The sequence below is a fragment of the Alteromonas sp. KUL17 genome (assembly GCF_006538305.1).
GTDB classification, from domain to species: Bacteria; Pseudomonadota; Gammaproteobacteria; order Enterobacterales; family Alteromonadaceae; genus Alteromonas; species Alteromonas macleodii.
Map to the genome: position 1 here is coordinate 80,677 of NZ_BJKJ01000002.1, position 25,643 is coordinate 106,319.

General features: G+C 42.3%; 18 protein-coding genes. 8 read left to right on the plus strand and 10 right to left on the minus strand.

What is annotated here, in order from left to right; genetic code table 11:
* Positions 1–26: 26 nt before the first annotated feature.
* From KUL49_RS02230 to KUL49_RS02255, 6 genes are all read right to left on the minus strand, one after another.
* On the minus strand, positions 27–1,595 hold the full coding sequence (locus tag KUL49_RS02230) for an alpha-L-fucosidase (protein WP_165477862.1): 1,569 nt from the start codon (positions 1,593–1,595) through the stop codon (positions 27–29).
* A gap of 16 nt (positions 1,596–1,611) precedes the next feature.
* Positions 1,612–4,320 carry a CRTAC1 family protein gene (locus tag KUL49_RS02235; protein ID WP_242633701.1) on the minus strand — a complete coding sequence of 903 codons (2,709 nt, stop codon included), beginning with the start codon at positions 4,318–4,320 and terminating at the stop codon, positions 1,612–1,614.
* Positions 4,317–6,260 (minus strand): CRTAC1 family protein, encoded by a 1,944-nt coding sequence (locus KUL49_RS02240; protein ID WP_131136156.1) that lies wholly within the window; start codon positions 6,258–6,260, stop codon positions 4,317–4,319. The genes KUL49_RS02235 and KUL49_RS02240 overlap by 4 nt, the downstream gene beginning before the upstream one ends.
* Before the next feature lie 218 nt (positions 6,261–6,478).
* Entirely contained in the window at positions 6,479–7,792 is a 1,314-nt protein-coding gene (locus KUL49_RS02245) for an NAD(P)/FAD-dependent oxidoreductase (protein WP_165477863.1), read from the minus strand.
* A gap of 16 nt (positions 7,793–7,808) precedes the next feature.
* Positions 7,809–8,120 carry a 2Fe-2S iron-sulfur cluster-binding protein gene (locus KUL49_RS02250; RefSeq protein ID WP_131136158.1) on the minus strand — a complete coding sequence of 104 codons (312 nt, stop codon included), beginning with the start codon at positions 8,118–8,120 and terminating at the stop codon, positions 7,809–7,811.
* Positions 8,121–8,229: 109 nt separating this feature from the next.
* Positions 8,230–9,360 carry a cytochrome P450 gene (locus tag KUL49_RS02255; protein WP_131136159.1) on the minus strand — a complete coding sequence of 377 codons (1,131 nt, stop codon included), beginning with the start codon at positions 9,358–9,360 and terminating at the stop codon, positions 8,230–8,232.
* A 393-nt stretch (positions 9,361–9,753) separates the two neighbouring features.
* Here KUL49_RS02255 and KUL49_RS02260 point away from each other — a divergent pair, with 393 nt between their 5' ends.
* Together KUL49_RS02260 and KUL49_RS02265 are read left to right on the plus strand one after the other, a co-directional pair.
* Positions 9,754–10,605, plus strand: coding sequence for an SDR family oxidoreductase (locus tag KUL49_RS02260; protein WP_131136160.1), 852 nt, complete (start codon positions 9,754–9,756; stop codon positions 10,603–10,605).
* Positions 10,606–10,609: 4 nt separating this feature from the next.
* Positions 10,610–11,533, plus strand: a complete 924-nt coding sequence (locus tag KUL49_RS02265; protein WP_131136161.1) for an AraC family transcriptional regulator — start codon at positions 10,610–10,612, stop codon at positions 11,531–11,533.
* A 6-nt stretch (positions 11,534–11,539) separates the two neighbouring features.
* Here the strand turns inward: KUL49_RS02265 and KUL49_RS02270 are convergent, their stop codons facing one another.
* Positions 11,540–12,394, minus strand: a complete 855-nt coding sequence (locus KUL49_RS02270; RefSeq protein ID WP_242633702.1) for an AraC family transcriptional regulator — start codon at positions 12,392–12,394, stop codon at positions 11,540–11,542.
* Positions 12,395–12,697: 303 nt separating this feature from the next.
* On the opposite strand from KUL49_RS02270, the gene KUL49_RS02275 reads away from it, so the two are divergent.
* Together KUL49_RS02275 and KUL49_RS02280 are read left to right on the plus strand one after the other, a co-directional pair.
* Positions 12,698–13,825 carry an alcohol dehydrogenase catalytic domain-containing protein gene (locus KUL49_RS02275; protein WP_131136163.1) on the plus strand — a complete coding sequence of 376 codons (1,128 nt, stop codon included), beginning with the start codon at positions 12,698–12,700 and terminating at the stop codon, positions 13,823–13,825.
* The gene (locus KUL49_RS02280; protein WP_131136164.1) at positions 13,825–14,625 is read left to right on the plus strand and encodes an alpha/beta hydrolase family protein; all 801 of its coding nucleotides are present in this window, start codon (positions 13,825–13,827) and stop codon (positions 14,623–14,625) included. The genes KUL49_RS02275 and KUL49_RS02280 overlap by 1 nt, the downstream gene beginning before the upstream one ends.
* Before the next feature lie 110 nt (positions 14,626–14,735).
* On the opposite strand, the gene KUL49_RS02285 is transcribed toward KUL49_RS02280, so the two are convergent.
* Both KUL49_RS02285 and KUL49_RS02290 read right to left on the minus strand, forming a co-directional pair.
* Positions 14,736–17,123: an alkaline phosphatase D family protein gene (locus KUL49_RS02285; RefSeq protein WP_131136165.1), complete on the minus strand. Its 2,388-nt coding sequence runs from the start codon at positions 17,121–17,123 to the stop codon at positions 14,736–14,738.
* A gap of 62 nt (positions 17,124–17,185) precedes the next feature.
* A complete protein-coding gene (locus KUL49_RS02290) occupies positions 17,186–19,516 on the minus strand; it encodes a beta-galactosidase (protein ID WP_131136166.1) in 2,331 nt (776 codons plus the stop codon).
* A gap of 232 nt (positions 19,517–19,748) precedes the next feature.
* On the opposite strand from KUL49_RS02290, the gene KUL49_RS02295 reads away from it, so the two are divergent.
* The 3 genes from KUL49_RS02295 to KUL49_RS02305 all read left to right on the plus strand — a co-directional run bounded on the left by KUL49_RS02295 (position 19,749) and on the right by KUL49_RS02305 (position 23,194).
* Complete coding sequence (locus KUL49_RS02295; protein WP_232369732.1) at positions 19,749–20,351, plus strand: GntR family transcriptional regulator; 603 nt, start codon at positions 19,749–19,751, stop codon at positions 20,349–20,351.
* Between the two features lie 229 nt (positions 20,352–20,580).
* Complete coding sequence (locus KUL49_RS02300) at positions 20,581–22,293, plus strand: sulfatase-like hydrolase/transferase (RefSeq protein WP_131136168.1); 1,713 nt, start codon at positions 20,581–20,583, stop codon at positions 22,291–22,293.
* A gap of 25 nt (positions 22,294–22,318) precedes the next feature.
* Positions 22,319–23,194 carry a beta-agarase gene (locus tag KUL49_RS02305; RefSeq protein ID WP_141306329.1) on the plus strand — a complete coding sequence of 292 codons (876 nt, stop codon included), beginning with the start codon at positions 22,319–22,321 and terminating at the stop codon, positions 23,192–23,194.
* Between the two features lie 127 nt (positions 23,195–23,321).
* Here the strand turns inward: KUL49_RS02305 and KUL49_RS02310 are convergent, their stop codons facing one another.
* Positions 23,322–23,972 carry a putative glycoside hydrolase gene (locus tag KUL49_RS02310; protein ID WP_131136170.1) on the minus strand — a complete coding sequence of 217 codons (651 nt, stop codon included), beginning with the start codon at positions 23,970–23,972 and terminating at the stop codon, positions 23,322–23,324.
* Positions 23,973–24,103: 131 nt separating this feature from the next.
* Here KUL49_RS02310 and KUL49_RS02315 point away from each other — a divergent pair, with 131 nt between their 5' ends.
* The gene (locus tag KUL49_RS02315; RefSeq protein ID WP_131136171.1) at positions 24,104–25,579 is read left to right on the plus strand and encodes a tryptophan halogenase family protein; all 1,476 of its coding nucleotides are present in this window, start codon (positions 24,104–24,106) and stop codon (positions 25,577–25,579) included.
* Positions 25,580–25,643 lie beyond the last annotated feature (64 nt).

Sequence of the window (25,643 nt, forward strand, 5' to 3'; positions counted from 1 at the left end):
GATACGAGGTCATCATTACGTTTCTCTCATTGTATAGAAAAGGCATACGCCAGCTGTGAGGGTGAATTCGCTTTGAGTTTTATCCGCAAGCCATCCATATCTTGCTTCCAATATTCGATGTAGTTGCCATTCAAGCTCTTTACAGAAGTGACAGCATCGTGTTCTAGGCTGTTGTTTAAGGATAAAGATGAAATTAGGATTTCTTCATGCGGCATACCTAGGGTAATTGCATATAGCGTATTATCGTTTTGAGTAAATCTTATATCTTGAGCGGTATAGTCGACATGTTTTGTAAAATGACCACTATTTGACATTTTAGTAGGACCTTCACCAAAAATTTTCCATGGTCGGGTTTTGTAAATTGCCTCGCCGTTTATACGAAGCCAATTACCCAGCTCCTTCAATACAGCTTTTTGATCCTCAGGAATAGTGCCATCAAATTTAGGAGAAATATTCAGCAATAACTGACCGTTTTTGGATACAATATCAATAAAGTCATGCAGCACCCAACTGGCAGGTTTTATTTCCAAGCCCTCGATGTACGACCAACTTTGCTTCGAAATAGTATCATCTGTTAGCCATGGCAAATTGGTTAGCTTGTCGCGACGGCCTTGTTCAAAATCCTCTACGGAGAAGCTGTAAGGCATGTCCCTATCTTTATGCGTTATCATGACGTCTTTACCCCATCGCCCCGCCGCATTTAAATAGTAGGAAGCAAATTCAAATCGCGCTTGCTCTGGGATTAAATCCAGCCAAGTGTCAAACCACACAATGTCGGGCTGATATTTATCAACAACTTCTTTTAAACTGCCTAACCAGAATGTATCTATCCACTCTTCTTCTTCCATATTACCGTATAGAATCGCCAATTCAGGATCATTTGACGAGGTGGCTAAGCCATCAACCCATGGAAAGTGTGAATTCCAGTACATGTGATACATATCCAAGTGGCCATACTTTTGCAAGGCCTGTTCATATGACTGCCCCTTATAACGCTGTAAATTTCTAGCGTGATGAAAAGTGGTAATAAGCTTCATTCCCCTCTTTCTCAACTCTGCTGTGATTTCCCCTGTAATATCGCGTTTAGGGCCAATATTAGCCGAGTTCCAAGGAGTAATTTGACTATCCCACAACGCATAGCCGTCGTGATGCATAGCGACAGGCCCCGCAAATTTAGCGCCTGCTAATTCAAACAAACCTACCCATTCTGCAGCGTCAAAGTGTTCAGCGGTAAAGCGCGGAATCATATCGTGATACGCAAATTCTGATGGGTGCCCAAAATTTTGAGTATGCCAATCGAGAAGCTCAATATGATAGCCTGGTTTCTTTCCTTGCCAGCTTTCAGGTGGCACTTTAAAGTGCATCCATCGGGGGTACCATTCGTTTCCTTTTGCAGCTACTGTATAGGGGCCCCATGTAAAGTAAATTCCCAATTTCGCATCTCTGAACCAGTCAGGCACAGCATAATGACGAGCCAACGATTTTTCATTCGCAGTGTAAATTTCTTGAGCTTGTGCTTTTGCAGCAAAACACAGCATCAATACGAATAGCGCAAATATTGCTGATACTACGTTTACCGTCCTTATCTTTTTCATAATGTTGACTCTTTTACTAGTACAAGTTAATCCGTTCGATACTGTCTTCATACATGTTGCCGTCACTTGAGGTAAATACCACTCTTAGCGTGTAGTACTCTCCTGGTTTTAAATTAGAAGAGGGCAACAAACCTTGCAGATTAATAGAGGCGGTGGCGCTGCCTTGTTCGGTGTATAGCACTGACGAATCTACTTCAATTCTATCTTCTAAAGGAATGAGGCTTGATGAGCGGTGACGCAACCAAAACTGCATGCCCCCTTCATCTGCGGCAATTACGTTTTGGCCAGTTCCTGCATGATATTTTACTGTCAGCGTAAGAGGCTTTGAGCTATCTATACCGTTCAGTTGAAGATCCTCTTTATCAAGGATGTTTACGAATGGCGTCCTCTTAACTTTTGAGGCAAGCTGTTCTTTTAGAAAAACAGAATGAACAGAAGCATTATTAGGTTTATGCTTTCCTACGGTAAGAATTTGGTTAATTGAAGGCTTTTCGATTACGAGGGTTTCACCATTTCTCCAGCGTATTTGTACTTTGTTTATATGAGCAGTATTTCCAAGCCCAAAATGTACGATATTGAGGAAACTCTGGGAAAATATTTCCCCAGCTGAACCAACGCGTTTTTTGAACTCACCGGCCGGTGTAGTTAATGTTACATAAGCGCCTAATGCATCTACATTGCTTTTTGGAGAGTAGCCAACATTCATTAATGCATAGTTACTCTTGCTAGTGTTATTTTTGCCATTGTTTTCGTACAGATACCAATAGCCATGCTCGCTTCCAGAAAGAATATCGAGGTAACCATCAAGGTTAAAATCGAACGCTTGCCCCATATCTCCGAAGCCAGGCCCACCGTGGTCACTTGCGCCGTGCATTGTTGATGTTTCGAACTTCCCCTTTCCAGTATTCAATAACATAACATCAGCAATACGCTTATCTACTCTACCCCAACGATAAACGAACAAATCCTGATAAGAGTCGTTGTTGAAATCGCCTGTAGTAACTCCCAGTGCATTTCCCCCTAGAGGAATGTCCCACTGAGCTGAAACGTCGAAAAAGCGACCACCTCTATTTTCTAAAAGCATGTCCTGAATGTTTCTGTTTTCAGGTTCGAACGCTGGATTTGCTGCGGTAACACCCTGCAAGGTAAAAAAGAAGGACCAAAAGATATTGCCATTTCTTACCAGCTCTGCGTTCCACTTCCCATCACCTAGATAACCAAAGTAGACGCCATTATCTTGCCGTATTTCAGGCCAGCCTCTCGCCATCTCGGAATTAAAGGTGAATTGACCACCAGACTGAATATTGTGTACAGCTTTGCTTGCCCCTAAATAAATAGGGTAGTCTTTACCTCTAAATCCCATCTGCCCTAGAAAGTAATAATTATTAAGGGTAATTGAGTCATCCGCGCTAAAGCTGAAACTGTCCCGACCTTCATACCCTCTTGTTTTTATAGCAAAAGATTTTGAGATAGGGTCAAAGTCCATCGAAGGAGCTTCGCCAAAACCGTGCTCGAATTCTTTGCCTCTTGCAAGATATAGATCAAGATCGCCGTCATTATCTATATCAATGTCGGCGATAGCCATAACCTGCCGAATGTCTTTTATCTCTAATGGCAACAAAGATGATACGTCAGTGTAAGTAAAGTCACCGTTTCCTTGCCACAAAGTTAAAGGACCGTACATAATGACGTCGTCAATACCGTCGTTATTAAAATCGGTGATCAGCGCTCTCGACGCCCTAACATCTTCTATCCCCGGTACTGATTTATAAACAAATTGCCCCTTGCCTTTATTCTCAAAAAACATATGCTGCGGCTTACTGTGCGTTAAGCTCGTTTCGTTAATAACGAAGAGATCTAAGTCTCCATCGAGATCCACATCAGTAAACCTCGCGCCACGTCCACGGCCACCTTTGTCTATGCCTGCATCGCCGGTAAAACGAACAAAGTTCCCGTTGTCGTTCACATAAAAATAGGAAACTGAAGGTGTGGTTCCATTACCTCCGCCTCGAGTGAGCATTAAGTCAAGGTCACCATCGTTGTCATAATCGCCAAGAGCCGTTCCATGCAAGTCTTGCATTAGCCAGCGAGAAAGGTTGCGAGAGTGCTTAGTTACTGTGAAATCACCATTATTCCAGTAAATCTTGCTACTTTCCGCATTATGATTATTAACAATGAAATCGTAATCACCGTCTTGGTCAATATCAGCTACAGAAGGCCCGCCATATTTTAGAGATGGCACTTTGTCTATTCCGGCTTGCTCAGTAATATCGAAGAAGGAGGGAAGTGCAATTGACGATTTCTCGATATGCCAATCTAATAGAGTTAACTCACCGTTTATTGTCTTTAGCGTGAGAGCTTTTTCTCCTGTTGATTCAAACGCTATCAGCGAATGCAAAGTTTGCCTCCCCAGCTCGGGCACACTGACATTATCGACCAGTAATTCGTTACCTGCTAAAACAGTAAACCTAGTAAGGCGTGAATGATTATTGACTGTAAACACCACTTTATAAGCATGTGATTCAGTAACATTCATAGAAACAACCAAGGGTTGTTGAGGGGTAATTATACGACCGTGGTGCTTTTCATGGTTATAAGTGCACCCAGCTATAGCAATTAATAACGCTAGCAAACACGCTATAATCGCAAGATTCGATAACCAGTCCTCCTGTTGAGGCTTATCTTCCTTAGCAATTCGCAACCGACACTGATTAATGTTTTTCACAGGTTATCTCCGACCTTTACCAACTGATCAGCGGGCAAATCTTTGATTGTAGTTACTTCTTTATCTCTCCATTGAACGCGGACTTCTTCTATAACCTCTTGCATACCTAGCCCCACATGGACAATATTCAGCAGACTTTGTGAATGGTTCGCATTGGGCGAACCAACAAGCGTAAAATGTTGCTCACTAGCGGTTTTTACCCAAACTTTGGCCCCCATGGGATCAATGCCGTTTGGCGAATAACCTATGTGTAGCAGAAGGAAATGGTTTTCAGTAGATGGTGTGACGTTGTGATACATATGCCACTTACCGTTATCATCATCACCACTTAAAATATCGAGTTTGCCGTCAAGATTGAAGTCAGCCGCGATCCCCCCGTCGCCATGAGAATCCATTCCCACTTCACTTGTAGCGTTATGATGTACTGACTCTTCAAAAATATAACCACCCTGATTCAGTAACATTACATCAACCACCCGGCGTTTGAGCTCACCGAATCGATAAATGAAAAAGTCAGCTAGCCCGTTATTATCAAAGTCACCTGCTGTTACCCCCCAGTTGTTATCACGAGTTGAATTGGGAAGAACATTTGAAATGTCGGTTAACACTCCATTGTCATTGCGTAAAAGCACATCAGGCACAGACAAATCTTGAGGCTGCCATTGCGCCTCATATTTTTCTACTCCAATTACAGACGCTCTCAAATCCCAAGCTAAGTCAGCGGCCATGTTCCACTCAAAGCGCCACTTGTTGTTGCCTAAGTAGCCAATGTACCACCCTGTTTCTTCAACTTTATCGGGAAAGCCTTCAGCTTCTGTTGGTAAAATGGTTACTGGATTGACAGGGGTTGCTATCTGGCGCTTATTTTGCCCAATAAATACAGGCATGCTCTTCAATAGATTTGCTCGAGGAAAGTGATAAAAGTCTGTTAAGGTAAGTGCATTATCAGCGTGAAGATACATGCCGTCGTGGCCCTTACCTCCCTTATCCCTTAAGTCTAAGCGTTTTCGCTTTTGGTCAAAACTTACCGCGTTATTTGCAATGGTGTAATACAGCTTCCCTCTCGCAAAGTAGTAGTCAAGGTCTCCGTCATTATCAATATCGGCCTGCGCTACTGTAACAGTTCCAGGATAGTTCTTACTGTTCTGAGGAAATACCGAAGAAGACGTATTTGTGAAAGTCAAATCACCGTTTCCTTTCAATATCGTGCTTTTATCATAGCTAGTAAACGCAATAATGTCGGGTACATTGTCATTGTTATAATCTGTAATAAGCAGACGTTCAGCTTCAATATCTTCGAAACTGGGACTGCGAAAGTAATCGAACTTCCCATTTCCTAGATTTTCAAAAATAATGTTTCGAGGTGTCGACTCATTGAGCATTTTAGCCGCATTGATCTGCAAGAAATCGAGGTCGCCATCATTGTCAAGGTCAACCCAGCGAACGCTTCGCCCTCTGGCCCCCAACTTTGATACCCCCGCAGCCTCTGTTACATCAGTAAAAATTCCATGGTCGTTGCGCAGCATTCGTTGAGGAGAAGGGTGCAGACCGTTTCCCCCTCCCACAGATAGCAAAATATCATTGTCGCCATCTAGGTCGTAATCCCCCGCAGCAATACCATGCAGATCAACTTTCGGAAATATTTTTTCATGCTCTACATAGCCGTTAGCAGACGTTGCCATAAACAACTGTACGGGAGTAGAGTCATGGTTTGTTAGAAGTAAATCGTAAAAACCATCTTGGTTTAAGTCGGCGACAGAAGGGCCTCCATACTTCCAATTAGGCTGCGTGATTAAACCTACTTTTTCAGAAACGTCAGAAAACACAACCTTTGCAGTGCCGTCTTGCTCGTGTGTATTGCTACATCCCACTACCACTGCCGCACTTAAACAAGCCGTAACAATAGCTGAAAATACGATAGCGCAATTCTTTTTGTTCATAAGTGTTCTTTGACCAATGTTTATTTAAACCTGCTTGGCCGGCACACACACCTGCCAACATTATCGAACAATGACAACTGTTAACAATATACACAAGAAAACAAAATTTCAACAAATAACTACATTTCGTTTACAGTTAGATGTTGCGAGATTTGAAAAGAATTAACTCGAAGAGAAGGACGGAGTTTTCTTAGCTCCGTCCTTATGGCCACACGAAATTAAAGCAGGTCGGCAAGACTTTGGGATGGGTCGGCTAATTTCGACTTATCAATAAAGGCATTTTTGTCAATCGCTCTGCCACCAAGTACATATGATTTAGGTGAGTTAATTGCCTCAACACTTACTAGTTTGTTTTGCACAAAGTGCCAAACCGACAGCGCTTCTTTTGACTCTTGGCGTGTAACCTGACAATCTGCGTTTACAGGAAGGCCTACCATTTGAAGTTTCATGTTGTACTGATCTGACCAAAACCATGGTATTGCTTTATAATTCTGCAGTGGAGCAGCATCACCAGCGTTAGCTACGGATATTTGCTGTATATTTTTTGCCGCAACCTTGGCCTGCTCCAACGCGTTTTGTACTGATTCAATATGGCTGTTTTCACCATACAATGGATGAGTAAAGCTAGTACAATCTCCAATAGCCCAAATATTCTTAATCGAAGTCTGCATGTGCGTGTTGACGCTTATTGCACCTCTATGGAGTAACGTGCCAGCCTCTTGTGCAAGCTCGCTATTCACTCGCACACCGACCCCGAGTAATATAGCGTCGGCGCGATACCGCTCACCATTATCACAAACTATCCATTGAAAACCTTTATCTGTGTCTCGTTCTACCGCGCTTACGTTGCGCTGACATAAAATCGTCGCTCCATTTTCCTGATGTATTCGGGCAACATGATTTGACACAGATTCGCTGGCAACACGAGCAAGAATTCTCTCTTCGCGCTCGATGACAGTAACGCTGGCCCCAGCTTTACGCAACGAAGCGGCTGCTTCGAGGCCGATATACCCTGCCCCGACTATTACAATGTTTAAATTACTTATGTTTTCGCGTTTAGCATTCATTAGTGATTTGAGTGCAAGAGCATCCTTTGCATTTCGCATCACGAGACAATTTTCTGCGACATTGAGACCTGGTATTGATGGAATAATTGGCGACGCACCAGTAGCGAATACCAAATGAGTGTATTTGATAGAGTAACCATTTTCTGCGTTACCTGAGCCACCTTTGTTAAACGAAACTATGTTTTCTTTAGCATCAACTTTCGTAACCATAGCCCCTAGAAATAATTCAATGTCTGCTTGCTCGTAAGCGCTCTTAGCTTTTAACGGTGCCGGGGCGTCATCCAACGGTGTATTAAGAAATGCTTTAGAAAGCGGTGGGCGGTGATAAGGCAAATGAGTATCGGCATCAATAAGCACTAACCTTCCACTAAACCCTTGCTTTCTCAATTCAAATGCACAGTTAACTCCAGCATGACTCGCGCCTACAACTATGCACACCGGCTCTGATTGTATTTGTTCAGACACTATGGTTACCATTGCATTAATCTCTTACCACTGTGACGCTTATGCCACTTATTTCGTCAGATAGTGCCACTTGACAGCAAAGACGACTTGTTTCACTAACACCTTCTGCAAGCTCTAACATGTCTTTTTCGATATCGTTTGGCTCTCCTACACGAGCATAATCTTGCTCGGAAACACGAACATGACAGGTGGCACAAGAACAGACTCCACCACAGTCACCATCTATCCCAGGAACATTATTCGCTACAGCTAGTTCCATTAAAGAACCCGATTCGCCCTGCGCATTGATTGTTTGTCCATCTGCGGTAATAAAAGTTACGTTTATCATTTCTATGTCCTGTACTAAAGTGATGCTTATCTATGAATTAATATTTTGTTAAGCGTAATTTGAAATATTCCTAAAGTATCAACTACATTGCATTCGCACACGGCAGCAGCTACAGCTTATGTAATCGTACATTTAGTGAATGAAAGCCGACTTTGCGCTTAACGTCCCCCCAAATCTCAATGTTCTCTTCATATTGCCCCACTTCAATAGCAGAGACTCTTTGGGTCAGTTGAAGAATCCAAATCCTCAATAGTGCTCGAGCATGAGTGGCACCTAAACAGTTGTGGATCCCGAAGCCAAAAGCAACGTGGGGGTTGGTTTTACGCGTTAAATCCACCAGATTTGGGTTTTCAAATACGTTTTCGTCACGATTAGCAGAAGCCCAACAAAGTGAAATACGAGTATCATTTTCCACTTGATGTCCGTTAACCTCGCCATCTGCCGTAGCCACTCGTCCCATATGCGTCAATGGAGAAAAATAGCGAATTAACTCCTCAACCGCGTTATTTACAAGCTCAGGTTGTGTGCGTAAGAGTGCTAAATCATCTTTGTTTTCGGAAAAATATGCCAACGTATTAGTTAGCGCGTTGATAACCGTGTCGCGGCCGCCTGCAAAAGTAAGGACCATAATGCCTTTTATCTCTTCATCGGTTAGCGCTTTACCTTCCACTTCGGCAGCGAGCAATTGACTGTAAATATCTTTTCCAGGGACTTGTTTTGCTTTGGCTATTTGCTTATCTAAATAGTCATAAAGAACGTTGGCTTTTCCAGCATCAAGAGGGTTGTCATCACTTCTAAAAACATGCGTTCCCCAACTAATCCATGTTGCTGCCTCGGCGAATGGTACATTTAATAGCGTTGTTAAAGCCTGTGACTGCACAACTAATGCAATTTCATTGACCGCCTCGGTATACGTATTACTATTAGTTAGTAAACTATCAAGCATGTCGCTTACAATACTATTAAGTCGTGCTTGATAAGAGTCTTCCAAAGGACGTTTAAACCAAGGCTCAAGCAAGGTTCTAAAGCCTTTGTGGGCAGGAGGGTCTACTTCAAAAGGTATTTGCCTAATATCTCTAATGGCCACTTCAGAAGGAACGACAATGCGACCTGGTTTTGCCCCAGATTGAAACAATTTCCAGTTGTGCGCCGCTTTTCTCACCTCTTTTAGTCCCAACACTATTGTCACAGGATCACTTTGATCATCAATAGCTAAAACTCCCTCATCACATCGATGCATTGCAAAAGCATCATTAAAAATACTTACTTTTTTTCTTTCGATGCAAATGGGCAGCCGCTTTCTGTTTTCGCTTCAATCTTATTAGAATCACAACGCTGTTCAGGCTCCATTGTGCGCACTCCTATTCGTTGCTGTATGGGTTCATAGCCAAATTACTGTAGGAGCATGCTAGCAACATTTTCTTTACATTAGTGACAGGCTACTATTCAGAAATATCAAAAATATGCTCTTTTGAGGTTGTTTTGGACGATGGCAACAAGACAAATAACCAGTTAAAGCTAAAAATTCACTGTTAAAATGTGCTGCAATAATGTGATTTTGTGCACTGCTAAATACCCACTTTCATATAAAATTCAACCTGAATGTATATGTTCACAATAGAGGATTAGACCTATGAAACGTGTTGCACTAATAACCGGAACATCAACAGGGCTAGGCATTTCACTGAGTATAAAATTAGCTAGCATGGACTTTGTCGTATACGCCACTATGCGCGATACAAATAAAAGAAGTGAGCTACTAGCAGCAGCTGAAAAGGCCAATGTAAGTATCAATATTTTGCCACTTGATGTGCAAAGCAATGAAAGTGTAAATCGAGCGGTGGCTCGCATTATCGATTCACATGGTCAAATTGATGTACTAATCAATAACGCGGGTGCAGGATGCGTGCGTACAACGGAGCATGCAAGTGAAGACGAAGTGAAGTGGGTAATGGATGTAAACTTCCATGGTGTAGTGCGCTGTACAAAAGCCGTTCTACCTCATATGCGTTCTGCTGGACAGGGAAAAGTTATCAATATCAGTTCTGTTGGCGGTCTGGTTGGCCAACCTTTCAGCGACATATATTGTGCAGCAAAGTTTGCTGTAGAAGGTTATACTGAATCACTTGCAAGTTATATTACGCCGAATTTTGGCATTCAGTTTTGCTGTATAGAACCTGGTGGTATCAGCACTGAGTTTGCTAATAATGTAGTGGCTCAGCTCCAATCTAACGGTCCGCTTCCTGACGATGAATACAAAGCGGTGTTTGAAAAATTCTTAGCTAGTGGAGCTGGAAGTGAACGTGGAAATCTTTATCAAACCGCAGATGAAGTTGCTGACGTCGTAATAAATGTAGTCAAAGAAGATACTATGCCACTTCGCAGAAGAACTTCCGAGTGGGCCGAAACTTTCTGCTCATTAAAAACACAGGCTGACCCTGACGGTTTAAAACAAGTTGCATTAGTAAAGCGTACGTTCGGATAACTCGATGGCAGGCAATACAAAGTTCTACGAACATATTGGTGACTACCTTAGTGCTATTGGTGTTGATGCCCCCGCTCACCCATTGGTTGCTTCGCTAAAGCTTAAAGAAAAAGAAATAGCGGAGCGGTCATCTAATGTTGAACCAGGCACGATGCTTTCGGGTGGCTTTTACTTTTTGTCGTTAAAACAAATCGTTGAAGGCCAAGTTCATTATGGGCAGACCCATTATGACTGCCAAACGGGCACTTTGTATGCCATTGCTCCAGAGCAACGCGTTGCTACCTTTGACATTAAAACGCGGGGCGACGTCAGAATTCTGCTGCTTCACCCCGATTATATTCGAGGACACGCTATAGAGAGCCTGCTTCGAGAGTGTGGTTTTTTCCACTATCAAATTAACGAAGCGCTTCACCTGTCGATTTCTGAAAAGCAAACACTGGCTAATTTATTTGACGCATTAACTGTAGAGCTTTCGCAGCCCTACGAACCTTCAAGTCGAGATATTATCTTATCTAACATCACCACCCTTTTGCATTATTGTTTACGATTTTATCGACGTCAATTTTTACAACGGCGGGAAATATTTAGTGATTGGTACGGTAGACTCATTAAAGAGCTTGATAGATATTATGCCCGTGAAGCCTGCCACCAGTTACCTGAACTTCAAGAAATAAGTGATGCGCTAAACGTTTCGAGTCGCTATCTAAGTGATGCACTTAAGGCACAGATGGGACTAAGTGCAAAGGCGTGCATGCAGCAGTACATCATCGACAAAAGTAAAAGCATGCTGTTAGCCAACATGCAAAGTGTTAATCAAATCGCTTACGCATTAGGGTTCGACAGTCCAAATTATTTTAGTCGTTTATTTAAATCAAAAGTAGGCGTTAGTCCTAACCAATACAGAAAGCAAAGAGCGGAAAAGCATTAAACTCGCTCACTCTGTATTTGTCATTGAAGCGCGAAACTGCCTTGGCGTTTTTGAGAACTGCTTCTTAAATTGTGCAATAAAGTGAGATGGACTAGAAAAGTTTAGCTCATAACTTATTTGTGTGATTGACAATGTTGATTGGCTGAGTAGCCTTGCTGCGCTGTATAACTTATGACGCAGCGCGTATTCAGAGAAGTTAACGCGAAAAATCTGCTTAAACATACGTGAAAAATGAGATGGCGATAAATGACACATATTTGCCGCTTCAATTAAAGAAAGCTCTACTGCTGATTGGCTTCTAAACTGATTAATAACTGGCAACATTTTTTCATAAAGCGGAGAATAGGTTATTGGCTGATTAATACCTCCTAGAGCGGGTTTGGCATACTCTCCAATGGTGAGTATCAACAATTGCAACAGTACTAAACTGCGGGCGCTATTAGGATCTTGCTGGTAACTCTCTAACAACCAGTGAACTTGCTGTTGTATTTCGGTGATGCGAGACTTGGGGAGTCGTAAATGTAAACCGTGTTGGAAAAAGGCATTGGCTTTTGCCATTTTTTCGTCGCCCAATACGTGCGGCATAAACTGGACAATAAACCAAGATTTTTCTCGATCGCTGCAACTGAAGTTATGCGTTTCAAGTGCAGGGGTAAACACGATATCAAAATCGTCTAATTCTGACTCTCCTTGACTGTAAAAGTACTGCCCTTCTATTTTCTCAAAAATAATAAATTCATGAACTTCATGAAAATGCATAAAACAATGATATGGGTCTTTTTCATCGTATTTAACATGATGCACTTCGAAATTTCGTCCCTTTTCTATACAGAATGGTTCACAGTACACCGATTTATTCACTGTCAGACTCCTTGAACTCGATAGTTTACAACCCGTTTAAAAAGCAACTTATTACTGTGTTCAGTAATGCAACAAAAATGACACTAAACAGTGTATTTAAGAAATTATTTTGAGCATATTTAGCATATAAATGACATTTAGGATACTTAGCGCTATACGTTAACGATAAAACAGGTCTTGGCTAAACACACGGGCTCGTAGAAACAGCAAATTTTTGACATTTAATCACGGCATAATGACAGAAGCGCTTCAAGCACTGTGTTTCAATGATTAACAATCTGTTAATAATTATAAAGTACCAAAATGATCCCATCAAAATCTGTCACATCAGACGGCAACGGCAACATCACTGTAGAAACCATATTTGTAGGACAGCCAAATACGGGGGAAGTACTCGTTAAAGTAGTCGCTGCTGGACTATGTCATACTGACTGGGATTCTATTCAAAACTGGAACAAGCCATTTATTGTCGGTCACGAAGGGGCAGGAATAGTAGAAGCGGTAGGTGACGGCGTGACTCATGTAAAAAAGGGTGACAAGGTCATTTTAAACTGGGCAATTCCCTGCGGCGCATGCTTTCAATGTAGAGAAGGAAATTTACACATATGTGAAGTGAACTCCCCTGTGTGTGGTTGCGGGCTTAAGGGACATGCTCATATTGCATCAAGTCAAAAAAATAATATTCCCATTGAACGTTCTTTTCATTTAGGGACACTCAGTGAATATACTGTAGTAAAACAAGAGGCGGTTGTTGTTGTCGACTCTGCTATTCCCTTCTCGTCGGCGTCTATCGTAGGGTGCGGAGTAATGACAGGCTGGGGCTCGGTAGTAAACGCAGCTCGCGTCGAGGCAGGTGCATCAGCCTGTATCATTGGTTGCGGCGGTGTAGGACTCAATTGCATACAAGGAGCAAAGCACTCGGGTGCAGCTATCATAATCGCCATTGACATAAACCAAGAGCGACTCAATCAAGCCAAACAGTTTGGCGCTACTCACGGTATTATTGCAGAGAAAGATGACCTTGATTTTCAAAAAGTCGCGCATCAAGTTCGAGAAATTTGTGGCGGCAGAGGCGCAGACTATGCGTTCGAGTGTACAGCCATTCCTGCACTAGGTTCGGCACCACTAGCATTGATAAGAAGTGCGGGCACCGCTGTTCAAGTCAGTGGTATAGAGCAGCGTATTGATTTTAACTGTGAATTATTCGAGTGGGATAAAATATACATAAACCCTCTCTACGGTATGTGTAACCCCGAACGGGATTTTGCTAAATTGCTCAAGCTTTACGAAGCAGGAAACCTAAAGCTTGATGAGTTGGTCACAAAAACTTATACAATTGACGAGATACATACTGGGTTTGATGATTTACTAAACGGTCGAATTGCGAAAGGCGTTGTTATGATGCCTGGTTTTACCAAGGATAGTTACTAATGACAGTTAAAAGACTAGAAGTATCCGACCCTCGCTTCACCTCTGACAACCTTACATTGATTACTGTGCATTCGAGCGCCGTTAACGGGCGGCGAGATATTAGTGTTTACAATGCGCACCCTGAGTCCAAAGATTTACCTGTTGTGGTTTTACTGCATGGTGTTTATGGTAATCACTGGGTTTGGATGAACCTAGGTGGTGTCCATGAGGTTTACAGACGATTGCATAAAAAAGGGCTTGGTGAATTCGTATTAGTTATGCCATCGGATGGCGCACTATGGGATGGCTCGGGTTACCTTCCTTTAAAAGAGCATGGCAATTATGAAACCTGGATAGTCGAAGATGTCAAAGATGCTGTAACTCAAACCATAGATGCGGTAAGTGAGCAAAGCAATTGGTATATATCGGGTCTTTCCATGGGAGGGTTTGGGGCTTTGCGTCTAGGTGCAAAATATCCATCGGTATATAAAGGGATATCGGCTCATTCAGCCATCACCTGCATGGATGATTTTACGCATTTTGTCGACTACCCTATCGAAACTTATTGCTGTGAAAATGAGTATGAAACCGATTTAATGTACTGGCTTAGTAAGAGCAAAAAAGAACTGCCTTCTTTGCGTTTGGACTGCGGTTATCAAGACGTACTCTACGAAAGTAACAAAGTATTGACGAGCCAACTAAGACATGAGGGTATCTCTTTTGATTTTGAGTGGCTTGATGGTGGCCATGAATGGTCATATTGGCACAGAAACGTAGAGAAAACGCTGCGTTTTTTTGATCAGATTCAAAAGCGTTTATGAACCTTAAACGTTGAAAAACTAACGCAAGAAAGCGCTACTAATTTTTATACTACTTACCGCTCATCGCTATTTTTTGATGAGCGGATTTTTCAATTTAATACCATTAAATATTAATTCAACAAATTTTCACCCGCGTTTTCTTTTGCATAGATAGTGACGGGGTAGCCCGGAAACCGCGGGGATTCGCTATCGGCACTAATATCCACATTAAACCGGTAAGCATCTACTGTGTAGGTCTGCTTTGATACGTCAAACTCAATGGTCCCAAATCCACTGCCTTTTTCATGGGCTTTGACATATCGATTTGGTGACTCCCCTACGTCCGGGTTGGCAACAGCATACACATAAATGTCATTTCCGAAAGCATCTCGATAGTTGCCGGTGTTGGGCATATTATGCTTAGGTCTCTCGACACAAGGCAGTCCCGCGTCTTCCGGTAACCACCAGCGAGGCCAGCCAGCTGCAATAGCGGGGGAGCAGAAAGCCCAATTGCTGTCTCTTGGTTTATGTACCCCGTATTGAGAAAGCGTGCCTAGATGAGTATCGCCGCAAATGTGCAACGCTTTTGCCTTTCTCATGATACTGACCGCACGATTTCTAGCGGAAGCGGGCCAGCCACTGCTATCAAAGTCATATTTAAGGTAACGATCAGGGCGAGGTTGGTGCGTAGCAATACCTGCAAATACGGTTTGACTCAGCACCGCTGCCAACATATTTGTTGGTTTGTTCTCTGCCCACGCTGTCAAAAATGCTTCTTGCTTTTCTCCTAATAAATGAAGGTTTTCGCTGTCGAACGCAGGATTGAAATAAGTAGGCTCCTCATCTTGCCCAGTTTCGCCCACAACAATATCCATTACATCGGGAGCACTTTTCCACTGTCTATCAGCTAAAATCGCAAAACTGACACCAGCGTAATTCAACGTTGTGTAGTAAGTACCAATACCGTAATCTCCCAGGGTATCGTCTATGGGCGCAGGCAGGTGCGATACACAGCTTCGATGTATTGCGTTCACCACAGTTGCCGGTTCAGCATACCCTCCAAGAATAGACGCCGTTACATCTTCGTCTAGGTTATCCATGGGCTTTCCCCCTTCCCCCCATAGATTACCTTGCAATACGTCATGATCATCAGGTAAACAAACTACTGGTGTTTGGCGCATAGTTTCACGAAACGCCCAGCCAAACTGATAATACTTACGCAGGTAATTTAACATCGCACGTTTTTCAGGTTTACGAACAATTCCGTAGCCACCATGATGTTCGTAGAGTTGGTCTCCAGAAAAAAATAAAAGATCAGCGTCGTAACGCAATACATTATCTACCACTGGCTGATAAGGAAACGCATAGTCATTTTGACACGTAAGCGACGCCAATCTCAAAGGTCTATCAACTGGTTCAGCCTTTATAGCGCCCTCATAATCATACTCATTCTTGCCACTTTTCTTAACGTTTCGATAAATGAGTTTGTAGCGGGTGTGTAAACTACCATCCCAATTTGGGATGTGAAACGAGGCAGAACAAGAGAGCTCGTCAATTGTTTCCGTTGCAGACTCAATCCACTTTCCGTTTTGATAGAATGCTAAAATTAACTGACTATTATCTTGTGTACCGATCGGAGCCATTACAGCGGTCAAATTTAGCTCGTGCCGATTTACGTCACCCTTTGCTTGATCCCCATCTGAGATACAATTCACCGTGTACATTGCCCACATGATTGGTCCAAAGATCCTTCTCTTATCATAGCCTATGCCTGCACCTTCAAGAGTCCAGTTACTAAATGAAAAGCGACTTCCAGTATGATGTTCAGGCTTTTCTGAATTAGGCTTATCTTCAAAATCCGTATTCGCGGCTATCGCAATATTGCCTTTCACCAGCTCTTTTGACTCCAATTTTTCAATACTTGCTATGAGAGCTTTTGTTCTAAGTTCATAAGCAGAGAGCGTTAACTTCACTGCGTTGCCTTGCTTTTCCCCAACAAGTTTTAAGAGGATTGATCGTTGCGCTGCTATCGGAACCGCTTTTGAACCAATAAATAGCGAGTTTTGTCGGATCCCTGCTTTTATTCCTCCTTGAGCGAAACAGTTACTGCGATATTCATCTATCTCGCTTCGTAGCCCCAAATTAAAACCCGCGCCGCCCTTAAAGAATGGCGTATCGTCAGTCTCTACTACTACCTGTGTGATAAAGCCTTGCTCTGGCTGAATAATAGAATGAGTGAGCAAATGCACATTCCGACAACCTTTTTTGCTACTGCAGTAAGCTTGACCACGCTTTATTTCCCAGTCTTCCATGGGGTTTGCCCATACATTCTCCCCCAAAAACGGGCCGTCAAAGCGCTCGTCCCAGTCTGCTTTAAAAGGTTTATTAAAAGAACTAGATGTTAGATTTTCATCTTGTGAGTCAGAATAACGTGTTACACAGCCTAACGAAGTCGTTACTGCGGAAGCAAGAGCGAGTTTTAGTGTTCTTCGCTTTAATAAATCAGGGCGTTCAGACATAGTAAACTCCTAAATAAAAAGGCCTTAAAACAGGCCTTTTTGTCAAACAAAAATGTATCTAGCTACTTAAAGCGTCTTGAGTACATATTACCGTTTATCTCCCGCGCAGCCTCCACCATAGGAGCATAAGGGGTGTCGGTTACGTTAACGAAGCCCACGTTGTAGTTTTCGCCGTCATAAGCACGGCCTGAAATGGGTGAATCCATATACTGGAACCAATGGGCGCCAACAAAATAGGGATTATCGATAACGGAATGCATATAGTCTTTGTACATTTCTGCTCGGTCTTGCTGTGTAGCTGCCTGGATCAAACCGGGGTGAAATAGCCCATTGTCTCGGGCACCAAAGTGAAACTCGCCAATAATACTAGGCATGTCTATTTCTTCTAAAAATGCCCATGACTGCGGGTGTATACCTTCTTTATAAACATTGTAAGACATTACATCAACGTGCTTAGCAGCAGCTTTTACGATCTCCATCGGTTTACCCCAGTCAGGGAATCGCGCGCCCAAGTACATGTGATTAGGCATATGCTTATCTAATGCAGTGTTCACTATTTTGAAATACTGCTCACCATAGTGATATAACATTGCGCTATAGTCTTCTAATTGAGCCTCGTTTCTTATCGACGAGTCAATGCCTTGATCAAACGCCTCCCATGAAGCGATGTCGGTTCCCCATACTTCATTAAGCGAATTTATATTCGAATATTTCGCTTTCATAAGTTCAGTGAAAGCTGCTTTTGTAGGTACATCTTTACCATTTCGCTTTAGCGTATGGAGCACAATTCCGTATCGTGTTTCATTGCTTTCACTTCTACCGAAACTTTTTTCATTATCAATAAATACGCCCACACACCAAGGGTTATTCTGAACTTGGTTGGCAATAGTAGCAGCAGTAATATCAGCACGACGGGCAAACTCAGGGTCAAACACATCGGGTAATGGAGCCCAAAAATCGTTACCGCTCGACACCGTTTTAAAGTCACCAATTATCCAACCATTGGCAAAAAACGGAACTTCATTATTTTGATAGAAGCGCGGATCGGTCCAATTTCCTAACGAAGAGAAACCCCAGTATTTCATGCGCTTAATGGTCACTTGTTCCCATGCTTCCAACGGGTCTTCACTTCCGTATTTGCGTTCCAGGTTGGCTGCATAAAAACTAAATGTTTCACCTTTTTTCACTGGGCCAGAATGAGCGCTTCCACGGTAACCAAACCACTTCCCAAGTGGTTCATCGTAAGACGGCAACCATTCAAACAAGTTAGCACGTACTTCAGATACAACATGTCTACTTGGAATAGCTTCATCATTTACCCGGTTAAGCCCTTTCGAATCTTCTGGTGTAACGCCGTCACCTCCCAAATCAACTAGGCTTTCATCAAAACCGTATCCGGTCATTGTTGAAGTGTTTGATAAACGAATAATGTCTAAACCTGTTGCGAAGTAAAGATACCCTTCAGGATCAACAAGTGCCCATTTCCCATCTACTTTTTCTGTTCTAAAAAAGCCTGTAGCCGCGAGTTTAGGGCCATCTTTATAACCCCCGAAGCGCGAACGATCCGGCATCAGTTTGTTATCTAGCTTTTTCGCTTCTGCCTCTCTTGCAGCTTCAATTTCTTGCTGGGAATGAATTTTTCCTGGAAATTCAACATTTGCATTCTGACCAAACTCATCAACTATTTGAGTAAGAAAGTTCTCATTCATTTCTGGATTCGGTCGTAATCTAATATTGCCCAACGCTATCGATTTATCGAATAAATTACTTTGTACTGATAAACTTATTTCAGTGATACCCTTGAGGTTAAGATTTTTCTTGCCCCACATCGAAATAAACTGCACATCATCTGAATCCCACGTTTCAGGATTGGAACGAAAACCTGATAAAAAGTTTAGTTCCTGATTTACATTACCATCTGGAGTCGCCAAATCATGCCCGCGCATTTTTGCATAGTAAGTGGTTGTGTCCCCTCTTGGTACTGCAACACTTCGCGTATACGTTGCCCCATCAACGTCAGAAATATTTAAGAAAAGTTGAACGGGATGTTCTCCAGTATTTTTAATATCCATTGCTAGATTGAAATCATCTAAGTGACTCATATCCCAAGGCTTATCAGGCTTAATTGAGATGCCGGCATAAGGATTTTCTTTACCCATAAAGGTTATATCTAAACGACCATCGTTGGCTTGCGCTGTTGCATTAATGAGGCTTACATTATTGTTTAATGACGACTCAGAAAAGGCGATGAGCGTCTTTTCTTGCTGAAGAAGTGCTGCGCTATGAACGTTACTTTCACTCTGTGAAACAATGTCAGTCTTCTCACTACTTTTTGTCTGTTGACAACCCAAAAGGCTCAAAGAAAGCGCCAACGCTATGGCTGTTCTATTCATTTCTTTTCTCACAATTTATTAACAATCAAAACTTAGTATAACCACATTCAAGACAACATTAAACTGTTAACAATTAAAATTATAATTTTTTTGCAGTAGGCTTAGCCAAAACTTTATTCGACATTTGATATTTAGCGCTGGTTTGCTAGCTGTGCTTTTAAAAATCTGGACATTTCACAAAATAAAGTTAACAATTTATCGATGATTAAATTCTAAAATAATGAAGAGTCTTATGAAGCCTAAAATACTCTCAGTGCGTGATCAGATAGCAGATGTTTTACGCTCAGACATTATATCCGGTGAGCTTGCGCCAAACACAAAGTTAAACGAAATACAGCTTGCAGAGCGCTTCGGTGTTTCAAGAGGTCCCATTCGAGATGTGATACTCAAACTGACAAAAGAAGGCCTTTTAATTAGTAAAAATAACGTTGGTGCGTCGGTAAACAACCCACTGCCAGCGGCCCTTCAAAAACTCAGTATTGATATGCGAAAAAAGATTGAGGAGTTTGCTGCTAAAGAAATTATTGGCCTTATATCCAAAGAGCAACTTGCAGAAATGGATAAGCTTATTGCCATTATGCAAGAGCATTTTGAGAAACAAGAATATACTGAGCTCACCAAGGCTGACATAGCTTTTCACCAGTACTTTGTAGAGCTTGCTGGTGGAGAAGACCTACTTAATTTATGGTACCCCATCGTTATCCGTATGCGCATGAACTATCAGCGCATCAAAACCTCAGATAAGCTCGTTGAAGAGCATAGAGATATCGTTGATGCGTTTAAGAATGGAGACGTAAAACAAGCTGTCGCGGCAATTCGGAAAAATATCAAATAACGCTACGCTTACCCCTTTAAAGTCATGAATCTAAAGTGTCGTTTTAGGCACTTTAGTTCGCCCAACTCATGTCTCTATATATATCAGTCTTTCTTTTCCTTATCCTTTTTTGTAACACTTGACATTTTGTTAACAATTAACGTAAAACAATAATGGTGTTTTGGCACCTGCTTAACTGCGTTTTCTAGTTTTCGCGAGCCTTGTGTGTTTTGAAATTGAAGGTACTTCTATGAAAAAACTGTTTATTTGGATACGTTTTGCATTCTGCCTAAGTGTTTCATCCTTTAGTTTAGCCCAAGAAATACAACCAAATATTCTACTCATTGTTTCTGATGATGCTGGCTATAGTGATTTAGGAAGCTTTGGCGGCGAAATAGAAACCCCAAATTTAGATGCACTAGCAGCTAACGGCCTAAAGCTTTCGCGGTTTTACAGTAACGCAAGATGCAGTCCAACTAGGGCATCACTCCTAACGGGTGTAGAAGCAGCTCACGTGGGTTTCGGCGGTGGCGTTGTCGGGGACTGGGAACGGGAGTTACCTTTTCCAGCACACCGCGCACGTTTAAAGTATGTACAACCTTTAATTTCAGAGCTGCTTCTTGATTCCGGCTATCAAACAATGATGGTAGGTAAATGGCATTTAGGTGGAAGCTACATTAAACAGCACCAAGAAAAAATGGCACCTAAGTGGAAAGCTGTCCACCCTCCACAAATGGCACTAACCGCTCAAGAAATGGAATTAGACTATTTGGCACTGCCGCCACAACGAGGGTTTGAAAAAAGCTTTGTATTTCACGGTGCACAAGGAAATCTATTTTATCAGCCTGGCCTTCCACATCCCTATTACCACAACAACGAACCAGCCGAACTCAAATACAAACAGCAATATGATATGCGATGCTATAGCGACACCGACTATAGCAGGAAGCATTACTCTGCCTGTGATGGCAAGAAAGGTATAGCATTTTATGCGACCGATGGCATTACGGATGAAGCTATCTCGATGCTAAAGCAAACAACAATAAAAGATAAACCGTTTTTCATGTACGTTGCTTACCGAGCACCACATAAACCGCTTCAAGCACCAAAAGAACTTGTCGATAAGTACAAGAAAAAATACTCGGATCTGACCGGTATCGCTAAAGGCCGACACAAGCGACTTGTTTCTCTTGGAATGTTTCCCAAAGAAGCAGAAGCGAGAGATACAAATGCATTTTACAACAATATGCCAGCAGAGAAATATACACAGTATGTTGAAAAAGCGTCTTTCCACGCAGCTATGATGGAAAAATTAGATGACAACGTGGGGCGACTTGTTTCCCAACTAAAGGAAGCGAGTCAGTTGGATAATACGTTAATTGTTTACCTATCAGACAACGGCGCAGCTTCTCACATAGGCGACCTTATGAATCAGCCCTATGCTGGAGTAAAAGCGCTGCTTTGGGAAGGTGGGGCGAGAACTCACGCCATATTACATTGGCCCAACACAATACAGCCAGGCTCATTGTCTAACGACATAGTATGGGTAGGAGATCTATTCTCTACCTTTATTGAGCTTAGCGGGGCGGAGTTTCCTCAAATATTTCGCGGCAATACTCCTCGCCCGCCCGATGGACGAAGTATCGTTCCTTTACTTAAAGGTAAGCAATTACCCCCTCCTATTGAGTTATATAACAATGATAAGGGACAGCAAAGTGTACTGTATAAAGGTAAGTGGAAGCTTCTTATTGAGCCCGGTTGGTATTTACAAACGCTCGCAAAACCAGGTGTAGCAATTGAGCTATATGATATTGAAAACGACCCTGGGGAGGTGAACAATGTTGCGGACATGCACCCTGAATTAGTGAAGCGCTTAACTACAATGGCTGAAGAATGGAAGAGCAGAAACAAGATTATAGATTACAGGCACATTATCAAAATTAAGCCTAATGACCCATATTAAACCGCTAACTTAAAGGTACTAAGACATGCGAGTAGCCTACTTGTTACCCCTTTTTTTCGTACATTCCGTCTCAGCTAAGGATTGGGATGCTTACCCAGTACCAGTCGATGCAGGTGAAGGAATGAAATGGCAACTTCATCCGTTATCAGATGACTTTAACTATGACGCACCCGCTGAAAACAAAGGACATAGCTTCGCTGAGCGCTGGTATGAAGGATTTATCAATAGCTGGAAAGGACCTAGTCGTACAGAATGGCATCCACACCAGTCTTTTGTAAAGGACGGTAAATTGCAACTTTCTGCCAGTCGAAAACGTTTATCACAGAAAATAATGATGGGAAGTATCACATCTCATGATTCGCTAACTTACCCACTCTATGTTGAAGTAAAAGCTAAGATAATGAATCAAGTATTAGCGTCAGACTTTTGGCTTTTGAGTAAGGACTCCACCCAAGAAATTGATATTCTTGAAGCATATGGTGGAGATCAGCCGGACAATAAGTGGTTTGCAGAACGACTTCACTTAAGCCATCACGTTTTCATAAGAGAGCCGTTTGCAGATTACCAGCCAAAGTCCGAAGACACATGGTTTTACAACGGCACTACGTTTAGAGATGAGTTTGTCAGAGTTGGAGTGTATTGGCGCGATCCTTGGCACCTAGAGTATTTCGTTAATGGCAAAAAAGTAAAGGTCTCGTCTGGTAAAGATGTTATCGATCCGCACAACTATACAGACGGCAAAGGACTGAATAAACCTATGCAAGCCATCTTTAATTTGGAGGACCAGGACTGGCGAACGTCACAAGGATTAACACCGACGAACAAGGAACTGGACGACAAAACTCGCGGTAACTATCTTGTCGATTGGGTGCGTTTTTATAAGCCTGTTCCCGCTGAATAATCTAAATGAGCGGTAATCTAAAATTGAATCTGGCACCGTTATCCAAACAGGAAGGATCACCAGATTCAATTTGTGTGATTTGTTATAAACCGCTTAGCTGCAGTGCTAGCTCAGCCTCGCTATGCAATTAACACCCTATCCCTTCAGGAAGGGCAGACAATCTAATATCACCAAGAACAATTTCCATTTTTCCCTCGGTCGACAGCTGCATTATTGAGGTGATTTTACTAAAGTTGACACTTCCACCATCAAAACATTTGAGTGGAATTGGTACAGTAATCCATTCTTTTTTAGGAAGCTTTTTTAAAACATTCTTTAAAGGAAATGACGCCCTCTGCTTCCAGTTCCATTCACTTTCTATCGTCCAATCCACCAGCTCTTTAGGCGGGCTCAATACCATAATGTCTAACGCGATTGCAGCATTCTCTTTTACCGATGATAAATCAATAAATCCACCAGTATTGGTAAGAGTAGCAGTGAGAATATTCTTATCTATTCCACCCCATTCGGTTTTAATATCTTTCGGTTTCCATTTTAACTGAATCGCATCATTTCCATTTTTTCCCTCCACGGCCCTTAACACTAAGCTATTTCTAACTGTAGACGCGTAACCGTTCTCATCAATGCTGTTTTTCCCATAGTTTAAACTTAATTCCCAAGGCGATATCACTAGACCTTCATGAAAGTAATGGATGTTAGGGTCCGTTTCATTTTGTTTTCCAAATGCACTATTGGAAACCAACAGGACAACTACTAAAGAACACCAACGTGTCAACATTTTACTGCTTCCTTATCTATTTATTACTTGAATCTTTTCGCGGATTATTAGAATATCTCAAACTAACTTTGTTAACAATATACAGAAATTATGTTAACACAGAATCTACTATTAAAAATATGAAGAGTTCTATGGACACAAGTGTGATGAAGGTGACGATATTAGGCGGAGGAACCGCAGGTTGGATGGCTGCTGCTCTCCTTTCTAAAACATTCCGTAGTATCGAAATTACCCTAGTGGAATCAGAAGACATAGGTACCATTGGTGTAGGTGAAGCAACTATCCCCAGCCTTCACTTCTTCAATGATATTATGCATATACGGTCTACCGAGTTTGCCAAGGCAACAGCGGGAACATTTAAACTCGGCATACAGTTTGAGAATTGGAAAGCAAAGGGTGAACACTATTTTCACGGATTCGGCACTACCGGCGCTGGCATGTGGGCGGCTGGCTTTCACGAGTATTGGAAGCGTGGGCTTTCATTGGGAATTAGTCAACCTTTCGGCGCTTATAATTTAGAAGGCGTAGCAGCTAAACAAGGCAAGTTTGCTCATGTACAAGGGGGGCCCAATTTTGCCTACCATCTTGATGCAGGCCTTTTTGCTCAAAAACTACGAATAGAGGCACAAAAGCTAGGTGTTAGACGCATTGAAGGTAAAGTCTCAAGTGTTGCAAAAAGCGAAGAAAATGGATATTTAACACATCTGGTATTAGAGACAGGAGAGCTCATTAGTGGTGATTTGTTCATTGATTGCTCTGGCTTTGCAGGATTACTAATTAAAGGCGCACTGGATACGCCTTATGTTGATTGGTCTCATTACCTCCCGATGAATAGAGCAATACCACTCCAAACTAGCCTTACTTCGCCTCCTGCCCCCTACACTCGCGCAATAGCACATGAAGCAGGGTGGCAATGGCGAATTCCCTTACAGCAAAGAATGGGGAATGGAATTGTGTATTGTGATGATTACTTATCAGACGATGAAGCACTCAAACGATTGATTAATGATGTTGAGGGCGAAATATTAACAGAGCCCCGTGTAATAAAGTTTGTAACTGGACATCGGGAAAAGCTTTGGACTAAAAATTGTATAGCGCTAGGCCTAGCTGGGGGATTCATCGAGCCTCTAGAGTCTACCGCTATTCACCTCATTCAGCAGGGATTGATGCAACTGATTAAGTATTTTCCAGCTAATGGGATCAACCCATTGGAGGTTGATTTATACAATGACTACATGCTGAACGATTATCGCGACATTCGTGATTTTATCGTTCTACATTACTGTCAAACCGAGCGTGATGACTCGGATTTCTGGCGTTACTGTAAAAACCTCACCCTGCCTGAGTCGCTTTCACACAGGATGAAGTTGTTTTCAGAGACAGGGCGATTTGTACAGCGAAAAGAGGAAATATTTTCCGACTCGTGGCTACAAGTAATGATCGGACAGGGACTTATTCCCCTACAACACCACCCTCTTGCAGATGAAATGAGCGAGCAAGATTTAGCTCAGTTTCTCAAGGCTACTGAATCGACCATTATAGAACAAGTGAACAAATTGCCTTCCCACGAAGAATACATTCGCCGTTTTTGCTTATCTCAATACTAAAAATTCCCGCGACAATTGCTCGCGGGAACGCATTTATGACTTGTTAATGTGCTGGTTTTGTTAA

What these genes read in the sequence shown, in the direction of transcription:
- KUL49_RS02230 (WP_165477862.1), bottom strand. Translation starts at nt 1,595, where the DNA reads ATGAAAAAGATAAGGACGGTAAACGTAGTATCAGCAATATTTGCGCTA.
- KUL49_RS02240 (WP_131136156.1), bottom strand. Translation starts at nt 6,260, where the DNA reads ATGAACAAAAAGAATTGCGCTATCGTATTTTCAGCTATTGTTACGGCT.
- KUL49_RS02250 (WP_131136158.1), bottom strand. Translation starts at nt 8,120, where the DNA reads ATGATAAACGTAACTTTTATTACCGCAGATGGACAAACAATCAATGCG.
- KUL49_RS02255 (WP_131136159.1), bottom strand. Translation starts at nt 9,360, where the DNA reads ATGCATCGATGTGATGAGGGAGTTTTAGCTATTGATGATCAAAGTGAT.
- KUL49_RS02260 (WP_131136160.1), top strand. Translation starts at nt 9,754, where the DNA reads ATGAAACGTGTTGCACTAATAACCGGAACATCAACAGGGCTAGGCATT.
- KUL49_RS02265 (WP_131136161.1), top strand. Translation starts at nt 10,610, where the DNA reads ATGGCAGGCAATACAAAGTTCTACGAACATATTGGTGACTACCTTAGT.
- KUL49_RS02275 (WP_131136163.1), top strand. Translation starts at nt 12,698, where the DNA reads ATGATCCCATCAAAATCTGTCACATCAGACGGCAACGGCAACATCACT.
- KUL49_RS02280 (WP_131136164.1), top strand. Translation starts at nt 13,825, where the DNA reads ATGACAGTTAAAAGACTAGAAGTATCCGACCCTCGCTTCACCTCTGAC.
- KUL49_RS02285 (WP_131136165.1), bottom strand. Translation starts at nt 17,123, where the DNA reads ATGTCTGAACGCCCTGATTTATTAAAGCGAAGAACACTAAAACTCGCT.
- KUL49_RS02290 (WP_131136166.1), bottom strand. Translation starts at nt 19,516, where the DNA reads ATGAATAGAACAGCCATAGCGTTGGCGCTTTCTTTGAGCCTTTTGGGT.
- KUL49_RS02295 (WP_232369732.1), top strand. Translation starts at nt 19,749, where the DNA reads ATGAAGCCTAAAATACTCTCAGTGCGTGATCAGATAGCAGATGTTTTA.
- KUL49_RS02300 (WP_131136168.1), top strand. Translation starts at nt 20,581, where the DNA reads ATGAAAAAACTGTTTATTTGGATACGTTTTGCATTCTGCCTAAGTGTT.
- KUL49_RS02305 (WP_141306329.1), top strand. Translation starts at nt 22,319, where the DNA reads ATGCGAGTAGCCTACTTGTTACCCCTTTTTTTCGTACATTCCGTCTCA.
- KUL49_RS02310 (WP_131136170.1), bottom strand. Translation starts at nt 23,972, where the DNA reads ATGTTGACACGTTGGTGTTCTTTAGTAGTTGTCCTGTTGGTTTCCAAT.
- KUL49_RS02315 (WP_131136171.1), top strand. Translation starts at nt 24,104, where the DNA reads ATGGACACAAGTGTGATGAAGGTGACGATATTAGGCGGAGGAACCGCA.